At 70.6% G+C, this 17,875-nt stretch carries 14 protein-coding genes; all 14 read left to right on the top strand.

Features of this window, described 5'->3' with window-relative positions; translation table 11 throughout:
* Positions 1–32 precede the first annotated feature (32 nt).
* The gene (locus FVS66_RS27485) at positions 33–821 is read left to right on the top strand and encodes a thioesterase II family protein (protein WP_149183921.1); all 789 of its coding nucleotides are present in this window, start codon (positions 33–35) and stop codon (positions 819–821) included.
* The gene (locus FVS66_RS27480; protein ID WP_222946989.1) at positions 818–4,453 is read left to right on the top strand and encodes an SDR family NAD(P)-dependent oxidoreductase; all 3,636 of its coding nucleotides are present in this window, start codon (positions 818–820) and stop codon (positions 4,451–4,453) included. The genes FVS66_RS27485 and FVS66_RS27480 overlap by 4 nt, the downstream gene beginning before the upstream one ends.
* Complete coding sequence (locus FVS66_RS27475) at positions 4,450–4,662, top strand: MbtH family protein (protein WP_149183920.1); 213 nt, start codon at positions 4,450–4,452, stop codon at positions 4,660–4,662. The genes FVS66_RS27480 and FVS66_RS27475 overlap by 4 nt, the downstream gene beginning before the upstream one ends.
* 4 nt (positions 4,663–4,666) lie before the next feature.
* Positions 4,667–5,599, top strand: coding sequence for an ATP-binding cassette domain-containing protein (locus FVS66_RS27470; RefSeq protein WP_149183919.1), 933 nt, complete (start codon positions 4,667–4,669; stop codon positions 5,597–5,599).
* Complete coding sequence (locus tag FVS66_RS27465) at positions 5,596–6,423, top strand: ABC transporter permease (protein ID WP_262387241.1); 828 nt, start codon at positions 5,596–5,598, stop codon at positions 6,421–6,423. Before FVS66_RS27470 ends, FVS66_RS27465 begins: the two co-directional genes overlap by 4 nt.
* A gap of 78 nt (positions 6,424–6,501) precedes the next feature.
* A complete protein-coding gene (locus tag FVS66_RS27460; RefSeq protein WP_149183918.1) occupies positions 6,502–9,558 on the top strand; it encodes an amino acid adenylation domain-containing protein in 3,057 nt (1,018 codons plus the stop codon).
* Positions 9,559–9,560: 2 nt separating this feature from the next.
* Positions 9,561–10,538, top strand: coding sequence for a TauD/TfdA family dioxygenase (locus tag FVS66_RS27455; protein ID WP_399226415.1), 978 nt, complete (start codon positions 9,561–9,563; stop codon positions 10,536–10,538).
* Positions 10,539–10,554: 16 nt separating this feature from the next.
* On the top strand, positions 10,555–11,586 hold the full coding sequence (gene sbnB, locus FVS66_RS27450) for a 2,3-diaminopropionate biosynthesis protein SbnB (RefSeq protein ID WP_149183917.1): 1,032 nt from the start codon (positions 10,555–10,557) through the stop codon (positions 11,584–11,586).
* A 28-nt stretch (positions 11,587–11,614) separates the two neighbouring features.
* Positions 11,615–12,625: a 2,3-diaminopropionate biosynthesis protein SbnA gene (gene sbnA, locus FVS66_RS27445; protein ID WP_149183916.1), complete on the top strand. Its 1,011-nt coding sequence runs from the start codon at positions 11,615–11,617 to the stop codon at positions 12,623–12,625.
* Positions 12,626–12,636: 11 nt separating this feature from the next.
* Positions 12,637–13,623, top strand: coding sequence for a TauD/TfdA family dioxygenase (locus FVS66_RS27440; RefSeq protein WP_149183931.1), 987 nt, complete (start codon positions 12,637–12,639; stop codon positions 13,621–13,623).
* 47 nt (positions 13,624–13,670) lie between these two features.
* On the top strand, positions 13,671–14,318 hold the full coding sequence (locus FVS66_RS27435; protein ID WP_043435572.1) for a response regulator transcription factor: 648 nt from the start codon (positions 13,671–13,673) through the stop codon (positions 14,316–14,318).
* 111 nt (positions 14,319–14,429) lie between these two features.
* On the top strand, positions 14,430–15,197 hold the full coding sequence (locus tag FVS66_RS27430) for an ABC transporter ATP-binding protein (RefSeq protein ID WP_149183915.1): 768 nt from the start codon (positions 14,430–14,432) through the stop codon (positions 15,195–15,197).
* Complete coding sequence (locus FVS66_RS27425) at positions 15,191–16,528, top strand: ABC transporter permease (protein WP_149183914.1); 1,338 nt, start codon at positions 15,191–15,193, stop codon at positions 16,526–16,528. Before FVS66_RS27430 ends, FVS66_RS27425 begins: the two co-directional genes overlap by 7 nt.
* Complete coding sequence (locus FVS66_RS27420; RefSeq protein ID WP_262387239.1) at positions 16,525–17,742, top strand: sensor domain-containing protein; 1,218 nt, start codon at positions 16,525–16,527, stop codon at positions 17,740–17,742. Before FVS66_RS27425 ends, FVS66_RS27420 begins: the two co-directional genes overlap by 4 nt.
* The last annotated feature ends 133 nt before the right edge of the window (positions 17,743–17,875 follow it).

The raw sequence follows: 17,875 nt of genomic DNA, 5'->3' as shown, positions 1-17,875 counted from the left end.
TGTTGTCCCGCGGATTTCGAGGCGGCTCGGTCATGCCTGACAGGCTCATAACAGAAACTCCATTCGTCCGCCGCGCCCGGCGGACGAGCCGGAGGGTCCGTCTGTTCTGCTTTCCGCACGCGGGAGCAGGGGCGAGCGCCTTCGCCGCGTGGCCGGATCTCCTCCCGCCGGAGGTGGAAATCGTGGCCGTGCAACTGCCCGGCCGCGAGGACCGCGTCGGCGAACCGCACCCCGCGTCCGTCGACGTCGCCGTCCGCATGGTCGCCGTGGCGCTGCGGCCCTATCTCCAGGGCCCGTACGCGTTCTTCGGCCACAGCGGCGGCGCGCTGCTGGCGTTCGAACTGGCCAGGGCGCTGCGCAAGCGCGGCACCCAGCCCGGGCACCTGTTCCTGTCCGGGCAGTCGGCCCCGGGCCACGACGTCGCCGCGCCGGAGCTGCACCGGCTGTCCGACGACGACTTCCAAGCCGCTCTGCGGAGCCTGGACGGCACGTCGGACGGGGTGTTCACCGACCCCGGGCTGATGAAGCTGCTGCTGCCGACGCTGCGTGCCGACTTCGTCCTGTGGGAGAACCACCGGCACCGCCCCGACCAGCCGCTCTCCGTACCGGTCACCGCACTCGGCGGGGACACCGACCCGCGCGTCCCCGTCAGCGGGCTCCGCGCATGGGAGGAGCAGACCACCGGGGCGTTCTCCGTCGAGGTCTTCCCCGGCGGCCACTTCTACCTCCACGACTCCGAAGCGGAGCTCGCCGCGCTCCTGGGCGGCACGCTGCTGGGCCGTGAGCCGGCGTACACCGGCCAAGAGGGGCGGAACCGATGACGATGCCCGGACACGACGCCGTGGCCCTGCTGCGGGCGGCGGCCGAATCCGTCACAGGGGTGGAGGAGGCCGCGCCCCTGCTGCGCAGGGAGGCCAGGCTCGACCGTGTGCGCCCGACCGCACCCCGCCCCGCGGACGCACCGCCCGCGGCGGCGGGGCCGCCGGCCGTCGCGTACGGCGGCGACCTGCCGGCCGACCCCGGCTTCCCCACCACCCTGCAGGAAGCTCTCCGGCTGGCCGCCGAACTCGCCCCGGAGCAGGGGATCATCTACCTGACGGGTGGCGACGAGCAGTTCCAGAGCTACTCCAGGCTGCTCAACGACGCACAGCGGCTGCTCACCGGCCTGCGCTCCACCGGCATCGCCCCCGGCGAGTCCGTGCTGTTCCAGTTCGGCGACAACCGCGCTTTCGTCACCGCGTTCTGGGCGTGCGTCCTGGGCGGATACCTGCCCACCCCGGTCGGTGCCGCACCCGGCTACGACCGTGAGAACGCCGTCACGACCAAACTGCGCAACGTCTGGCAGCTGCTGGACCGGCCGCTCATCCTCACCGACGCCTCCCTCGCCCCGGCGGTGGCCAAGCTGTCCGCCCTGTGGGACGTCGACGACCTGCGGGTGGCCGTCGTCGAGGAACTGTGCGACGGCCCCCGGAGCACGGATTGGTTCCCGGCGACCCCGGACAGCCCGGTCGTGCACCTGCTCACCTCCGGCAGCACAGGGGTGCCGAAGGTGGTCCGGCACGCCAGCCGCAGCATCCTGGCCCGCACCCGGGCCATCGCGGCGGTGCACGGATTCGATTCCGACGAGGTCGCGCTGAACTGGATGCCGCTCGACCACGTCGGCGGCATCATCATGTGGAGCGTGCGGGACGTGGTGCTGCGCTGCCGGCACGTCAACGCCACCATCGACGCCTTCCTCGCCGACCCGCTGCGCTGGCTCGACTGGGTCGACCGGTACGGCGTCACCAACACCTGGGCCCCCAACTTCGCCTTCGCGCTCGTCAACGAGCGTGCCGCCGCGATGACGGGCCGGTCCTGGGACCTGTCGACGCTGAGGCACCTCCTCAACGGGGGAGAGGCCGTCGTCAGCCGCACCGCGGACCGCTTCATCGAGCTGCTCACGGCGCACGGGATGCCGGCCGACGCGATGCGCCCCTCCTGGGGGATGTCGGAGACCAGCTCGGGCGTGACGTACTCGACGCTGCGCGCCGGAGATCCGGACAAGGGCCGGCTGCGGGTGGACAAGAGCTCGCTCGGCGGGGCGCTGCGCTGGTCCACCGACCCCGACGCCGTCACGTTCACGGAAGTCGGCCCGCCGATCCCGGGCGTGCGGATGCGCATCATCGACCCGAACGACGCCGTGCTGCCCGAGGACCACGTGGGGCGGCTCCAGGTCACGGGACCGACGATCATGGAGGGCTACTTCCGCAACGAGGAAGCGAACGCGGAGGCGTTCACCGCCGACGGCTGGTTCAGCACGGGCGACCTCGCGTTCCTGCATCAGGGCCGGCTCACCATCACCGGCCGGGACAAGGACCTCATCATCGTCCAGGGTGCCAACATCCTGAGCTACGACGTGGAGTCCATCGCCGAGCAGGTGGAGGGCACCGAGGTCACGTACGTCGCCGCCTGCGGCTGGTCCGGCGCGGGCGACAGCACCGACAAACTGGTGATCTTCTTCGTCCCGGCCTTTGACGACCGGACCTCGGTCCACGACACCATCGCCGCGATCAAGGCGCGGGTGGCCGAGGCCCTGGGCCTCCAGCCCGACCTGGTGATCCCGGTCGAGCGGCAGGACTTCCCCAAGACGGGCAGCGGCAAGATCCAGCGAGCCCAGCTCATCGCCGACCTCGACGCGGGCAAGTACGCCGAGTGGTGCGACGAGCCGGACGGCCCCTGGTACTTCGAGCGGACCTGGATCGACCTTCCCGCCGAACGCGGCGCGGTGCCCCCCGGCCCGTGGCTGGTCTCGGAGGCCCTCCGGGAGGAGCTCGTCGCCGTACCCGGCGTCCCCGAGCTCCTCGCCTCCCCGGCCGGCGGTGCCACCCCGGCCGGACACGCCGGCGCCGTCGTCCACCTGGCACAGGGCCCCGACGCGGAGAGCGTGGCCCTCGACGTGGTGCGGCTGGTCCAGGACCTGGCCGCGTACGATCCCGCGCCCCCGCTCCTGGTCGTCACGAGCGGCGGTCTGTGGACGGCAGCGGGCGACACCCTCGACCTCGCCACCGCGGGCCTGCCCGGTCTTCTGCGGACGGCCGCGGCGGAGCGGGTGCTGCCGTCCGTCCGGCAACTCGACGTGTCCGACCCCTCCGACCGCGCCGCCGCGATCGTCACGGAACTCGCCTGCCACGACGCCGCCGACCTCGTGGCCCACCGAGGCACGCGACGCCTCGTGCCCCGGCTGCGGCCGATGGCCCTCGACGAACGGGGGAGGGACGCGTTCGTCACCGGCGGCCGCTACCTCGTCACCGGTGGTCTCGGCGGCGTCGCCCATCCGGTCGCGGAATACCTCCTGGCCGCCCACGGCGCGAAACTGCTGCTGGTCGGACGGAGCCCGGCCGACCGGGGCGAGCGCGCCGAGCGCCTCGACGACCTGGGGGTCCTGGGCGACGTGGCCTATCGCGCGCTCGACGTGGCCGATCCGGTCGCGCTGCGGGCCGCGGTGCGCGAGGCGGAGGCACGCTGGGGAGCACCGCTCGACGGTGTGCTGCACCTGGCCGGCGCCGACGTCTCCCACCAGTGGGCGCGACTGGAACTCCACCAGGTAGCCCGCGAGTCCCCCCAGGCCTTCCACGACGCCTACCGCGCGAAGGTGACCGGCACCCTGGCGCTCGCCGAACTGCTGGAGGACCGGCCCGACACACCCCTCGTGCTCTTCTCGTCGGTCAACGGCGAGTTCGGCGGAAGCTCCTTCGCGGCGTACTCGTCGGCTAACAGCTTCCTGCACGGATTCGCCGACCACTGGGGCCGCGAACGCGGCCGGCCGGTGCACTGCCTGGCGTGGAGCACCTGGAGCGGCCTTGGCATGAACCGGGGCGCGCCCGAGGGCGCCGCCGAGGCCCGCGGCTTCCGCACCCTCGACCCCGACGAGGGCCTCGCCTCGCTCCTCACCGTGCTGGGACAGGACCGGGCCACCGTGTTGGTCGGCCTCGACGGCCGCAACGAGCACATCGCGCGCGCCCTCGCCCCGGACAGCCTGCACATCGCGGAGGCGATCGTCGTGTACACCGGGCCGGCCTCCGAGGCCGACGTCCGGGCGGCCGTGGCACCGGTGGCGAGGGAGCTCGACCACTCCATGCGCTGTCTGCGCGTCGAGAGGCTGCCCGCCGACCGGGACCAGCTGCTCACCGTCGCGGTCGCAGCGCTGGAACGGGGCGGACGGCAGTTCGTACCGCCTGCCACCGAGCTGGAACAGGCCCTGGCCGCCCTCTGGACCGACGTCCTCGGCACCGATGTCGGCCGCGACGACCGCTTCTTCGACCTCGGCGGCAGTTCGCTGCGCGCCGCCCAGCTCGTGAACCGCATCAACAGCGCGCTGACCGCCCGGCTGTCAGTGCACCACCTCTACGAACACCCCACTGTCGGCTCACTCGCCGCAGTGCTTTCCCCGCAATTGGAAGGAGAACGAGGATGACCAATCCGTTCGAGGACGCGGACGGCACCTATGTGGTGCTCGTCAACGACGAGGGACAGCACTCCCTCTGGCCGACGTTCGTCGACGTGCCCGCCGGCTGGCTGACCGCCCACCCGGCCGACGCCCGCGACGCCTGCCTCGCCTACATCGAGGCCAACTGGACCGATATGCGCCCGCGTAGTCTCGCCACCGCGATGGACGCGCAGTAACACCATGACTCTGGCTATCGAGGTCGAGGGCCTGGTGAAGCGCTTCGGCGCCCACCGGGCCCTCGACGGAGTCGACCTCGCGGTGCCGGCCGGGCAGATCCTGGGCCTCCTCGGCCCGAACGGGGCGGGAAAGACCACGACGGTGCGTGTCCTGGCGACTCTGCTGCAACCCGATGCCGGGCGAGCCCGGGTCTTCGGGTACGACGTGGTGAAGGAGCCCCACCAGGTCCGCCGCTGCATCGCGCTGACCGGGCAGTTCGCCTCGGTCGACGGCAACATCTCCGGCAGGGAGAACCTGTATCTCATCGCCCGCCTCCTGGGCGTGCCCGCCCGGCGGGCCCGGTCGGAGGCGAACGGGATGCTGGAGCGGTTCCGTCTCGCCGAGGCGGGCGGCAAGCCCGCCCGCGAGTACTCCGGCGGAATGCGCCGGCGTCTCGACCTCGCCGCATCGCTCATGGGCGAGCCGAGGCTCATCTACCTCGACGAGCCGACCACCGGTCTGGACCCGCACAGCCGCAACGAGCTATGGGCCATGGTGGAGGAACGCGCCCGGGCCGGCGCGACCGTTCTGCTCACCACCCAGTACATGGAGGAGGCCGAGGCGCTTGCCGACTCGGTGGTCGTCGTGGACAAGGGACGGGTCATCGCCGCCGGCACGGCCGCGGAGCTCCGGGCCCGGGTGGGCGGCCGGACCCTCGAGATACGGCCCGCGCACCCTCGGGATCTGGCAGCCCTCGCGGGAAGCCTGGCCCTGGAAGGGCTGGACGGCCGGATCGACCAGGAGGCCTGCGCGGTCCGGCTGCCGCTCGTGGAACCGGACGAACTGACCCGTGCGGTGCGGGCCGTCACCGCCTCGGCGGTGGAGGTGTTGGCCGTGGACACCAGGGTCGCCAGCCTCGACGAGGCCTTCATCGAACTGACCAGGAGCACCGCGTGACCCCGACCACCGACATCGCGCCGATCGTCGGGGCACCCCCCCTCGCCGGTTCCGCACGGAACGGGCCGCGGGACGTCGTCAGGCAATCGCTCGCCCTCGCCAGGCGCAACATGCTCCAGTTGCGCGGCGATCCCGGACAGCTCCTCGACTCCGTGGTCATGCCGATGGTCTTCACCCTGATCTTCCTGTACGTCTTCGGCGGCGCCATCTGGGGAGACCGCCCCGGAGATTACCGGCAGTTCCTCCTGCCGGGCATCATGGTGCAGACGCTGATGTTCGCGTCCCGTTCGACCGGTTACCTGCTCGCCGTCGACTTCGACAACGGTGTGATGGACCGGTTCCGGTCCCTGCCCATCGCCCGCTCGGCTGTCCTGACCGGCCGGATCGTGGCAGATATGAGCCGGCTCCTGCTGGGCCAGGTCGCCATGCTCCTCTTCGCGCTCGCCATCGGCTTCCGGGTCGAGACCAACTTCCTGTTCGCGGTGGCCGCTGTGCTGCTCACGCTGCTGTACGGCACCGCGCTGGCCTGGGTGTCGGCCTTCATCGGCCTGACGATCCGCAGTCCCAACACCGTGCAGTCGGTGGGCTTCCTCTGGATGATCCCGTTCCAGTTCGGCAGTTCCATGCTGGTGCCGACCAGCACGATGCCGGGCTGGCTGCGGGCCTTCGCCGAGGCCAACCCCACGACCCTGGTGACGGACGCGTGCCGCAACCTGCTCGCCGGGGGGCCGATCGCCGGCCCTGTCCTCGGCACCGTGCTGTGGAGCGTGGGCCTCATGTGCTTCGCGGTTCCGCTGGCGATATCCCGCTATCGACGTCGCTGAAATGTGATCGATAACGGGAGGGAAACCCTCGCCCATACCTTTTTCTCATTCCAACTCCGCTAGTGGAGGAGCCCTCTCATGAGGTCCGGTCATACCGCCGTTCCGCGGTGGCAGGCGACAATCGGTTCGGCACCGGGCACGGCGACCGTCGGCATTCCGCTGGAATCCGAACCGACGCCGGCGGAACTGTCCGCCGCCCACGCCAAGGTCGTCGCGACTCTCAGCGGTGAGGACGAGGTGGCCTTCGGCCCCGTGCCCCACCTCGTGCCGGTGGCCGGCACCACCTGGGCCGGCCTGGTGGACCGCGTCCGCGACGCGGCCGCCGCACCCCGCCACGGCTTCGAGACCGTGGTCGGCGGGACGCCGGGCACACTGCCCGACGGCGTGGTGTTCGGGGTGTCCGTCTCCGACGGCGCCCTGGTGCTGACGTACCGCACCGAAGACTTCGACGCCGACCACGCGACCCGGGTCGCCGGCTATCACCACACGGCTCTCCACCGCATCGCCACCGAACCGGACGCCCCGCACGAGGGCCGCAGCCTGCTCTCCGCCGAGGAACGGCACCACCAGCTCGTCGGCATGGCCGGTCCGGCGCGGGAGCTTCCGGACCGCCGCTTCCACGAGCTCTTCGAGGAGCGCGTGCGTCTGCACCCCGGGAAGACCGCCGCGATCACGGGCGAGCGCCGGATCACGTACGCCGAACTCAACGCCCACGCGAACCGGATCGCCCGGACCCTCCTCGCCCGCGGCCTGACCGCCGAGGATCCCGTCGCCGTGGTGACGGAGCGCAACCTGGACTGGATGGCCTCCGTCCTCGCCGTGTTCAAGGCCGGCGGTGTCTACGTGCCGATCGAGCCGCACTTCCCGGCGGACCGTATCGGCACTACCCTCGACCGTGCCGGCTGCACCCTCGTCCTCACGGAACCCGGGAGCACCGCCACCCTCGACGAGGCGTTGAGCCACCGCCCGTCCATCGCCGTGCTCCGCGTCGACGAGAGCGACGGGGCCGACCCGACGGACCTCGGTATCGAGATCGGCGCCGACCGGCTGGCCTACATCTACTTCACGTCCGGCTCCACCGGTAAGCCCAAGGGGGTGATGTGCGAGCACGAGGGAATGCTCAACCACCTCTACGCGAAGACCGACGATCTCGGCGTGGGCGAGGACGACGTTCTCGCGCAGATCGCTCCCCAGTGCTTCGACATCTCGCTCTGGCAGCTCGTCGCGGCCCTGCTGGTCGGCGGCACGACACTCATCGTGCCGCAGGAGGCGATCCTCGACGTGGAGAGGTTCGTGGAGGTCGTCCGCGGCGCGGACGTGGCCCAGCTGGTCCCCTCCTACCTGGAAGTGGTGCTGTCGCACCTGGAGGAGCACGGCGGCGGCCTCGGCCGGATCCGCTGCCTCTCGGCCACCGGTGAGGCGCTCAAGAAGGAGCTCGTCGAACGCTGGTTCGCGGCCTTCCCCGGCACCGCGCTCGTCAACGCGTACGGGCTCACCGAGACCTCCGATGACACGAACCACGAGGTGATGACCGGGCCGCCGCACGGTGACCGGGTCCCCCTCGGGCCGGCCGTCGCCAACGTGCGGGTCTATGTCGTCGACCCCGACCTCGAACCGGTGCCGCTCGGCTCGCCCGGCGAGATCGTGTTCGCCGGAATCTGCGTCGGCCGCGGCTACATCAACGACCCGGAGCGCACGGCCGCCGCGTACGGCACCGATCCGCACCGGCCGGGGGAACGGCTCTACCGCTCCGGCGACTTCGGCCGCTGGCGTCCCGATGGCAAGCTGGAGTTCCTGGGCCGCCGCGACGCGCAGGTGAAGCTGCGCGGCTTCCGCATCGAGCTCGGCGAGATCGAGAACCGGTTGCTCGGCGTCGCCGGGGTCCGTGACACCGCCGTGGTCGTCGTCGGCGAGAGCCTGGCGGCGTTCTACGCCGCCGCCGCCGCCGTGCCCGTCGACGAGCTGAGGACGTGGCTGGCGGCCGCGCTGCCGGAGTACATGGTGCCGAGCCGTTTCCATCGCCTCGACGCCCTGCCGCTCACCGCCAACAGCAAGATTGACAAGAAGCGGTTGGCGGAGCTCGCGGCGGCGGACGAGGACGGCCCGGAGCCGCCGGTCACCCCGACGGAACAGCGGATCGCCGCCGCCTGGGCGGCCGTGCTCGGCCTTGAGCCCCAGCGGGTCGGCCGCAACAGTCACTTCTTCGACTCGGGTGGCACCTCCCTCTCCGCTGTACGCCTCGTCGTGAAGCTCGAGCGGGCCGTGTCGCTGAAGGATCTCACCCGGTACCCGCGGCTGAGCGACCTGGCGGCGTTCATCGACGGAACCGGCACGCCCGAGGAGGCGGATGCCGGGACGGGCGTTCTGAACCCCCTCCTCCAGCCTCCCTCCGCGACCGGCACGCTCGTCTGCTTTCCCTACGCGGGCGGTAACGCCGTCAACTTCCACGCCCTGGCCGGCGAGATGGCGGACAGCGGGCTGGCCGTACACGGAGTGGAGCTGCCCGGACACGACCTCACAGCCGAGACCGAGCCGTTCGTCTCCCTGGAGCAGGTCGCCAGGACCACGGCGAGCGAGATCGGCCGATGTGCCGCCGGCCCGATCCTGCTGTGGGGACACTCATCCGGGGCGGCCCTGGCCGTGGCGACCGCGCGCCTTCTCGAGCGGACGGGTCACGACGTGCGGGCCGTCCTGATCGGTGGCCAACTCGTCGGATCCCCGGACGCGCGGCGCAGGCACAGCGCCGAGCTCGAAGCGCTCACCCCCCTGGAGGTCGCGGCGCGGCTCAACGGCGACAGCGGCTACGCCGAACTCGCCGGGACGGACACGACCCGAGCGGCGCTGGTCGGCGCGGCGTACCGGCACGACGTCCTGGAAGCGAACGCGTTCTTCGCCGACGCGGCGGAGAACCTCCCGGTCGCGCTCATCGAGGCCCCGCTGATCCTCGTCACCGCCGCCGACGATCCCGCCACCCGGGGCCACGAGGGCGATCTCGCGGCCTGGCGCGGCATCGCCAGGACCGTTGAGGTCCGCGAGCTGCCCGAAGGCGGCCACCACTTCTTCCGCACCAGGCCGGCGCAGACCGCCGCCGTGGTGCGGGCTGTCCACGACATGCACCAACGAGAGCGAGTGTGAAAGTGCCGCCGATCGATACGGACCTCTACGCCGGACTCGAAGGGCGCCGTGACGAGGGCCGCCCGGCCGTCATCACCGTTGCCGACGCGCCGGACCCGGCGGCCTGGGCCGCCCAGCACCGCGAAGCGCTGTACCGAATCGTCGCCTCAGAGGGCGCCATACTGGTACGTGGTCTGGGACTGGCGGACGCCGCCGGCGCGGCCGCGGTGCTCAAGGTCCTGGGAGACGACCTGATGTCCGAACGCGAGGCGTTCGCGCCCCGCTGGACGTATGACGACCGCATCTACTCGTCGTCCAAGTGGCCGCCGAACCAACCGATGTGCATGCACCACGAGCTGAGCTACGCGGTCGAGTTTCCGGCGACCATGGCCTTCGCCTGCCTCAGCGCACCCACCACCGGCGGGGCCACCGCCCTGGCCGACGCCGGTCGTGTCCTGCAGGAACTGCCCTCCGACCTCGTCGAGCGCTTCGAACGGGAGGGATGGCTGCTCACCCGCAGCTACAACGAGGACATCGGTGTTCCGTGGGCGGAGGCGTTCGGCACCACCGATCGCTCCGAGGTCGAGAGGTACTGCGCGGCCAACGACATCTCCTTCGAGTGGCGCGGCGACGAACTGCGCACCAGCCAGCGCCGGCCGGCGGTGCTGCACCATCCCGCCGACGGCCAGAGGCTCTGGTTCAACCAGATCGCCTTCCTCAACCAGTGGACGATGGCGCCCGAGGTGCGTGAGTACCTGGTCGACGTCTACGGCCCGGAGGGCCTGCCCTTCAACACGAGTTACGGCGACGGCGGCGAGGTCACCGAGGACGTCGTCGCGCTGATCAACAAGGTGTACGACTCCGTCACCGTCGCCGAGCCGTGGCGCGCGGGAGACGTGATGCTCGTCGACAACCTCCGCACGGCGCACAGCCGGCTGCCCTACGACGGAGCCCGCGAGGTGCTCGTCGCGATGGCGAATCCCACCACCCGTTCCGTATAGAGGTTCGAGAATCCACATGACCCAGCACAGCCCAGATTTCGCAGTGATCTCCGGTCGCCAGGTGCAACGTGCGCTGAGCGGGCAGGAGAAGCTGGTCACAGAGATAGTCGAAGCGGCCTACCTCGCGCACGGCACGGGGAAGACGGTCAACCCGCCGTCGTACTTCCTCCGATTCCCCGACCGGCCCACGGCCCGGATCATCGCTCTCCCGGCGTCGCTCGGCGGCGACGCCGCCGTGGACGGACTCAAGTGGATCTCCAGTTTCCCGGAGAACGTGAGTTCAGGGCTGCCCCGCGCTTCCGCGGTCCTGATCCTCAACGACCCGCGCACCGGCTATCCGTACGCCTGCCTGGAGAGCTCGATCATCAGCGCGAGCAGGACGGCCGCGTCAGCCGCGCTGGCCGCCGATCGACTCACCCGCGGACGGGCCCGCCCCACCCGGGTGGGCTTCGTCGGCACCGGTCTGATCGCCCGCTATCTGCACACCTACCTGGCGGGCACGGGGTGGAGCTTCGACGAGGTCGGTGTGCACGACCTGTCAGACGATCACGCTGCCAAATTCGCCGACTACCTGGACCGCTCGGGTGAGAACGGCCAGGTGAGTGTGTACAACTCCGTGGACGATCTGATCCGCGCCAGCGACCTGGTCGTCTTCGCCACGGTGGCGGGTGCTCCGCACATCACCGACCCGCGGCTGTTCGCCCATCACCCGCTCGTGCTCCATGTCTCGCTGCGTGATCTGGCACCGGAGATCATCCTCGATTCGGTCAACTACGTCGACGACGTCGAGCACTGCCTGAAGGCCGACACGTCGCCGCACCTGGCAGAACAGCTGTCCGGCAACCGGGACTTCCTCGACGGGACGCTCTACGACGTCATGACGGGCCGCACCACGGTGCCGACGGATCGCACGGTGGTGTTCTCGCCGTTCGGTCTGGGTGTGCTCGACCTGGCAGTCAGCGCCCACGTCTACGACCAGGTGTCGCGAAGCGGTGACCTTCACGTCGTCGAGGACTTTTTCCACGAGATGAGCCGGTACGGCGGCTAGGGGCGACTGCCCGGAACGGGAGAGAGCTGTGCCAATAATTTCAGAGCCGGAGCAGTACCACGAGAACGACCTGTTCGTCGACCTCCATCGGACCTTCGGACGCAGGCTCTACCTGAAGTGCGAAGGGTTCAACTTCGCGGGTTCGATCAAACTCAAGGCCGCCCGGGCCATGGTCGAGGCGGCGGAGGCCAGCGGGGTGCTGCGACCCGGCTCGGTTCTGGTGGAGTCGTCGTCGGGCAACCTCGGCGTCGCGCTGAGCATTCTCGCTGCCAGCAAGGGCTACGGCTTCGTCTGCGTCACGGACAGCAGATGCAATCTGGCCACGAAGCAGCTCATCGAGGCCATGGGCGGCACGGTCCACACCATTACGGAACCCGCGGCTGACGGCGGCTTCCTCGGCGCGAGGCTGCACCTGGTGAAGGAGCTGTGTGAATCGGACGACCGCCATGTCTGGCTCAACCAGTACGCGAATCCGAACAACGCGCTCGCCCACTACTGGGGGACGGCGCCGGCGATCGCCGAGCGCTTCCCCGACCTGCAGGTGGCCTTCATCGGTGCGGGCACCACCGGCACCCTCATGGGGTGCGCCCGCTACTTCAAGGAGAACCGTCCCGAGGTCAAGGTCGTCGCGGTCGACGCGGTCGGCTCGGTGACCTTCGGCGGGCCATCCCTGCCGCGGCAGATCCCCGGCCTCGGCACGGGTGTCCGCCCGCCGCTCCTCGACCGGTCCTACGTGGACGACGTGGTCCACGTGGACGAGGTGGACACCATACGGGCCTGCCGCCGGCTGGCCAGACGCGGCTTCCTCTTCGGCGGATCCACGGGGACGGTGATCAGCGGCGCCCTGCGCTGGCTCGACGAGTACGCACCGGGCGCGGACGTCACCGCCGTGGCCGTCGCACCGGATATGGGCGAGAGATACCTGGACTCGGTCTATCACCGGGGCTGGGTCGAGGAGATCTACGGCAGCGCGGCGCTCGCAGGTGAATTCGAGGAGCTCGAGGAACTTTCGATGATGTCCACAACAGGTGTTGCCTGATGACGGAGCTGATGGAAAACGGTATCCGCGACAGCGGTGTCCGCGACGACGCCGCCCTCACACTCGGCGGCGACGCCGCCACCGTGGAGGCGGTCGCACGGGAGATACTCCACGCCGCGGACGGCCGGGTCGACTCCCCCGAGTTCGTGGCAGCCGCCCGTGACGCCTGGGACAACCTCCCAGCCCCGCTTCGCCAGGAGATCCGCCGGTTCCGCCGGCACTCCGGCCCCTGCGGCCGCCTGCTGATCCGGGGGCTTCCGGTGGGCGACGAATCGCGGCCCACCCCGTCGACCGCCGACTCGGTCCAGCGGGAGGCGTCCGTCGCCGCCGCGATCCTCCTCATGGTGGCCTGCGGACTTGGCGACCCCGCCGCGTATCTCCAGGAGAAATCCGGAGCCCTGGTGCAGGACGTCGTGCCCGTCCCGGGCCGTGAGGAGTTCCAGGGAAACGCCGGATCGGTCCTCCTCTCCTTCCACACCGAGAACGCGTTCCACGAACACCGCCCGGACCACGTCATGCTGCTGTGTCTGCGCGCCGACCACGAGGGTGTCGCGGGCACGCGTACCGCCTGCGTGCGCGAGGTTCTGGACCTGCTCAGCCCGGCGGCACGGAAGACGCTGAGCCTGCCCGAATTCACCACCGAGGCTCCACCGTCCTTCGGAGCCGGCAGTAAGGGCGCGCTCCACCACCCGGTGCTGGGTGGATCCTGGACCGACCCGGATCTGCGCGTCGACTTCGCCGCCACCCGGGCCACCACGGAGGAGGGGGCCACCGCCCTCGCCGAACTGGGCGCACTCTTCGAGCAGGTGTCGACGACGTCGGAACTGCTTCCCGGCGACCTGGTCATCGTCGACAACCACGTCACCGCGCACGGCCGTACCGCGTTCACCCCTCGCTACGACGGCCGGGACCGTTGGCTGCAGCGCACCTTCGCGCTGACCTCTCTGCGACGCTCGCGGGGGCAGCGTCCGGGCGACGTTTACGTGCTGGTTGAATGAAATCGAGGTCGACCGCGCCGGGTTGACCGGTAACGAGGGAGCGCGCAGTGCGGGTAGTCATCGCCGAGGACTCGGTCATTCTCCGTGAGGGCATGGTGGAACTACTGACCGCCCGAGGCTGTGACGTCATCGCGACCGTGGGCGACGGGGACGGACTGCTGGCCGCGGTGGCCACGCATGCCCCGGATGTCGCCGTGGTCGACATCCGCATGCCGCCCACCCACACCGACGAGGGCATCCGCGCGGCGATCCAACTCCGCGCCGCCCACCCCGGGGTGGGCGTCCTCGTCTTCTCCCAGCACGCCGAACCGGCCTGGGCGGCCCGGCTGCTCGCCGGCGAGGCGTCGGGCATCGGGTACCTGCTCAAGGAGCGCGTCTCGGCCACCGCCGACTTCATCGAGGCGTTGCACAGGGTCGCGGCCGGCGGTGTGGCTCTCGACCCGGAGATCGTCAGCCGTATGTTCAACACCGGCAGCCGCCCCCTCGACCGGCTGACCGAGCGCGAACGAGTGGTCCTGGACCTGATGGCCCAGGGCCACTCGAACCGTTCCATCGCCGAACTGCTCGTCATCTCCGAGCGGGCGGTGGAGAAGCACGCAGCATCCATCTTCACGAAGTTCGATCTTCCTCCGACCGCTGCGGACAACCGCCGTGTCAAGGCGGTCGTGGCGTACTTGCAGGAGTCCAAGCCCTGACCTCGGGCCAGGGGCGTGGCCATGGACGCCGGCGAGGGGGCGGATATCCGAACCTCGTGAACGGGAGGTAGCACGATGGCCCTGAGCAGCCGTGTTGCCGAGAATGAAGGCATGTCACTGAGCACTGAGGCCCAAGCCCGACCTCTCGTGGAAAGCGGTCCGGGAATTCACGCGGAGAACCTGCACCGCTCGTACGGCCGTGGCCGTGCCGCGGTTCACGCTCTGCGTGGAGTGGACATCGGCTTCGCTCCGGGCACCTTCACCGCGGTGATGGGCCCGTCCGGATCGGGCAAGTCGACTCTGCTGCAGTGCGTGGCGGGAATGGACCGACCGACCGCCGGGACAATCCACTGGGGCACGACCGACATCACCGCGCTGCCCGAGCGCCGCCTGGCTCAACTGCGGCGCGCAGAGGCAGGCTTCATCTTCCAGTCGTACAACCTGATGCCGGCCATGACGGTCGAGCAGAACGTCGCCCTGACCTCTCGGCTGGCGGGCGAGCGCGTGGACTGGTCAGCGGTCGCCGACTGCCTCGAGCGGGTGGGTCTTGCCGACCGGAGGAAGGAACGGCCCGGCCGTCTCTCCGGTGGCCAGCAGCAACGCGTCGCCGTGGCACGGGCGTTGTACGCCCGTCCGCGCGTTCTGTTCGCCGATGAGCCGACCGGCGCCCTCGACCGCGCGACCGGGCGCGAGGTGCTGTGGCTCCTGCGCGAGGGGGTCGAGAACGAAGGCCGCACTTGTGTCATGGTCACGCACGACCCGGTCGCGGCGAGTTTCGCGGACCGAGTGGTCATCCTCGCCGACGGAGTCCTGGTCGACGAGCTGGTACGCCCGTCCGCCGCGCAGATCTCCGAGAAGCTGAGTGAGCTCGCATGCTGAGGCTTGCCCTTGGGCTGCTGCGTGCCAAGCCCTCCTTGTACGCGGGGCCGGCTGCGGCGCTCCTGATGGCCGTCGCCGTGATCACCATGTTCGGATCCCTCATCGCCACGGCGATCGGCGGCCGCGGAGGCTCGCGGCTCGGGATGATCGGCGGAGCGTTCGGCGAGATCGCGATGCTGATGGCGCTGTTCACGGTCACCAACACGCTCTCGTTCTCCGTGCGGGGCCAGGCCCGGGACATGGCTCTGCTGAGGACCAGCGGGGCGACGCCGGCACAGATCAAGCGCCTGGTCAGGTGCCAGGTCCTCTGGCTGACGCTCTTCGTCTCGCCGCCGGCCTGGCTGCTCGGAACGTGGGGCGCCAAGCGGTTCCTGGCAGAGCTTGCCGCCCGGGACATCGTCCCGGCGGACGCGGTGGTGGTGTGGTCGCCCTGGCCTCTGCTGATCGGTACGGTGGTGACACTGCTGGTCGGAGTCGGCGCGGCGAGGATCGCCGCGCGCCGGATCGTCCGCGGCCGGCCGTCCACTGTGCTCGCGCAGACGGCCGAGCAGACGAAGATGGGCTGGCTTCGATGCATCGCCGGTCTGCTCGTGATCGCCGGTTCCGTACCCCTTGTGGTGTTCACCGCCGGGCAGCCGGCCGACAAGTCCGCCCAACTGGCTCTGCTCGGATCGCTGATCTTCCTGGTCGCCGCCGGACTGCTCGGACCCTTGCTGGCACGACTGTCCATCGTGCTGCTCGGTGTGCCGTTCCGGCTGATGGGCCGCAGGCACGGGGGAGACGCCGGTGGTGCTCTCGCCGCCGACAACCTGCGCGGTCACGCCTACCGCCTGTCCTCCGCCGTGGTGCCGATCGCCCTGTTGGTCGGACTCTCGACAACGTTCGCCTCGGTCAGCGGCACCCTTCAGGAGGTTGCCCCGCCCGGCGCCTATGCCGAGAGCGACAACTGGCTCCGCGGGGTGGAACTCGCCATGCTGGCCGGCTTCGGAGCTGTGGCCACGGTGAACACCCTCGCCTCACTGACCACGGCGCGACGGCGCGAGTATGCGCTGCTCGCCCTGACCGGCGCGACCCGGCGGCAGCTGATCCGCATGCTGGGCACGGAGGCGATACTGACCGCCCTGGCCGGAGTGGTGCTCGGAATTCTCGTCGCCGCGCCCATGAGCATGGCGTTCGCGAGCGCTGCGACGGGCGAGTTGCTTCCCACCATCGCGTTCCACACATATGCCCCTCTGGTGCTGGGACCGGTGGCGCTGACCGTGCTGACGATCCTGTTCACCGGTGCGCGGGCCACCTCGGAGCCGGCGGTCACCGCCGTGGCCGCGCAGTGACCGCGCCCCGCCTCGCGGACGAGGACCGCGACGGACGACGGACGGTGCGTCCGGGGTCGATCGTCTTCGCCGTCACCGGGGTGCCGCTCTCCCTCCTCGGTATGGCCTACGCCCTCGCGGTCCTCTACGTCGGCGGGTTGCTCTCGCTGACCGTGATCGGACTGCCGGTACTCGCGACCGGTCTGTCGGGGGCCCGCCACCTCGGCCGGGGGCACGCCTGGCTGATGCGGACACTGCTCGGCGAGGACATCGTTCCCCCCGCGCCGCCGGCGGCGGCACCCGGCGCGTTCCGGTGGATCCGGAGCAATCTGTCCGATGTGACCGCCTGGCGCAGCGTGCTCTACCTGATGCTGCGGCTCCCCCTCGACCTGCTCGCCTTCGTGGTGACGATCGCGCTGCCCGCCTTCGCCGTGTGGTCGATCGTGTGGACAGTGATCGGAAGCCCGGAGCTCTGGCTGGCGGTCACAGCGGTCCTGGGCGCCTTGATCGTCCTGGCCTTCACCCCGGTGACGGCTCGCACGATGATGCGGGTGCACCGGCTGCTGGGCCGGAAGCTGCTCGGCCCCAGCGCCTCCCAGCTGCGGGTCCGGACGCTGGAGCGGGCGCGCGCTGTTGCCTTCACCGAGGGCACGCGCGACCTGAGGCAGGTAGAGCGGGACCTGCATGACGGCACGCAGGCCCAGTTGGTCGCGATCGCCATGACGCTGTCGTTGGCCGCCGACACCCTGGACGGCGAAGCGTCCACCGGACGCACCGGCGCCCTCGTCGCACGGGCCCGCACGCAGACCGACACGGCCATCGCGGAGCTGAGGCGGCTCATCGACGGGATGAGCCCCGCCGTACTCGACCGGGGACTCGCCGAGGCGCTGCCGCATCTGACCGGGCAGGCCGGAGTGCCGGTGGCTCTGCAGGTGGAGATGTCACAGCGACCGGATCCGGTGATCGAGCGGGTGGCGTACTTCTGTGTCGCCGAACTGCTCACCAACGTCTCCAAGCACAGCGGAGCGACGAAGGCGTCGGTGGACGCGCGCGTCGTCGGAAAGGTCCTGCGGATCCAGGTCCAGGATGACGGCAGCGGAGGCGCCAGGATCGGTGCGGGCAGTGGCCTGTCGGGCCTGAGGGAACGGCTGACCGCGGTCGACGGAACTCTCGGTCTCCACAGCCCGCCCGCGGGCCCGACCACCGTCGTACTCGAGATGCCGGTCCGGATCTGACCTTCTGCCCATGACGGGCCCGCTCACATCTCGCCGCGGCCCGGTTCTCCCCACCCCAACACCTCGGCGTCCTCGACGCCGCTTTCCCCCGGCCCGCCGCCTCGCGTCGGCCCATGCCCAGAGAAGGGACAGC

The sequence above is a fragment of the Streptomyces sp. TRM49041 genome (genome assembly GCF_008271805.1).
GTDB lineage: Bacteria > Actinomycetota > Actinomycetes > Streptomycetales > Streptomycetaceae > Streptomyces.
The sequence above is the reverse complement of the archived record's forward strand: the minus strand, read 5'-3'. Positions and strand labels throughout refer to the sequence as shown.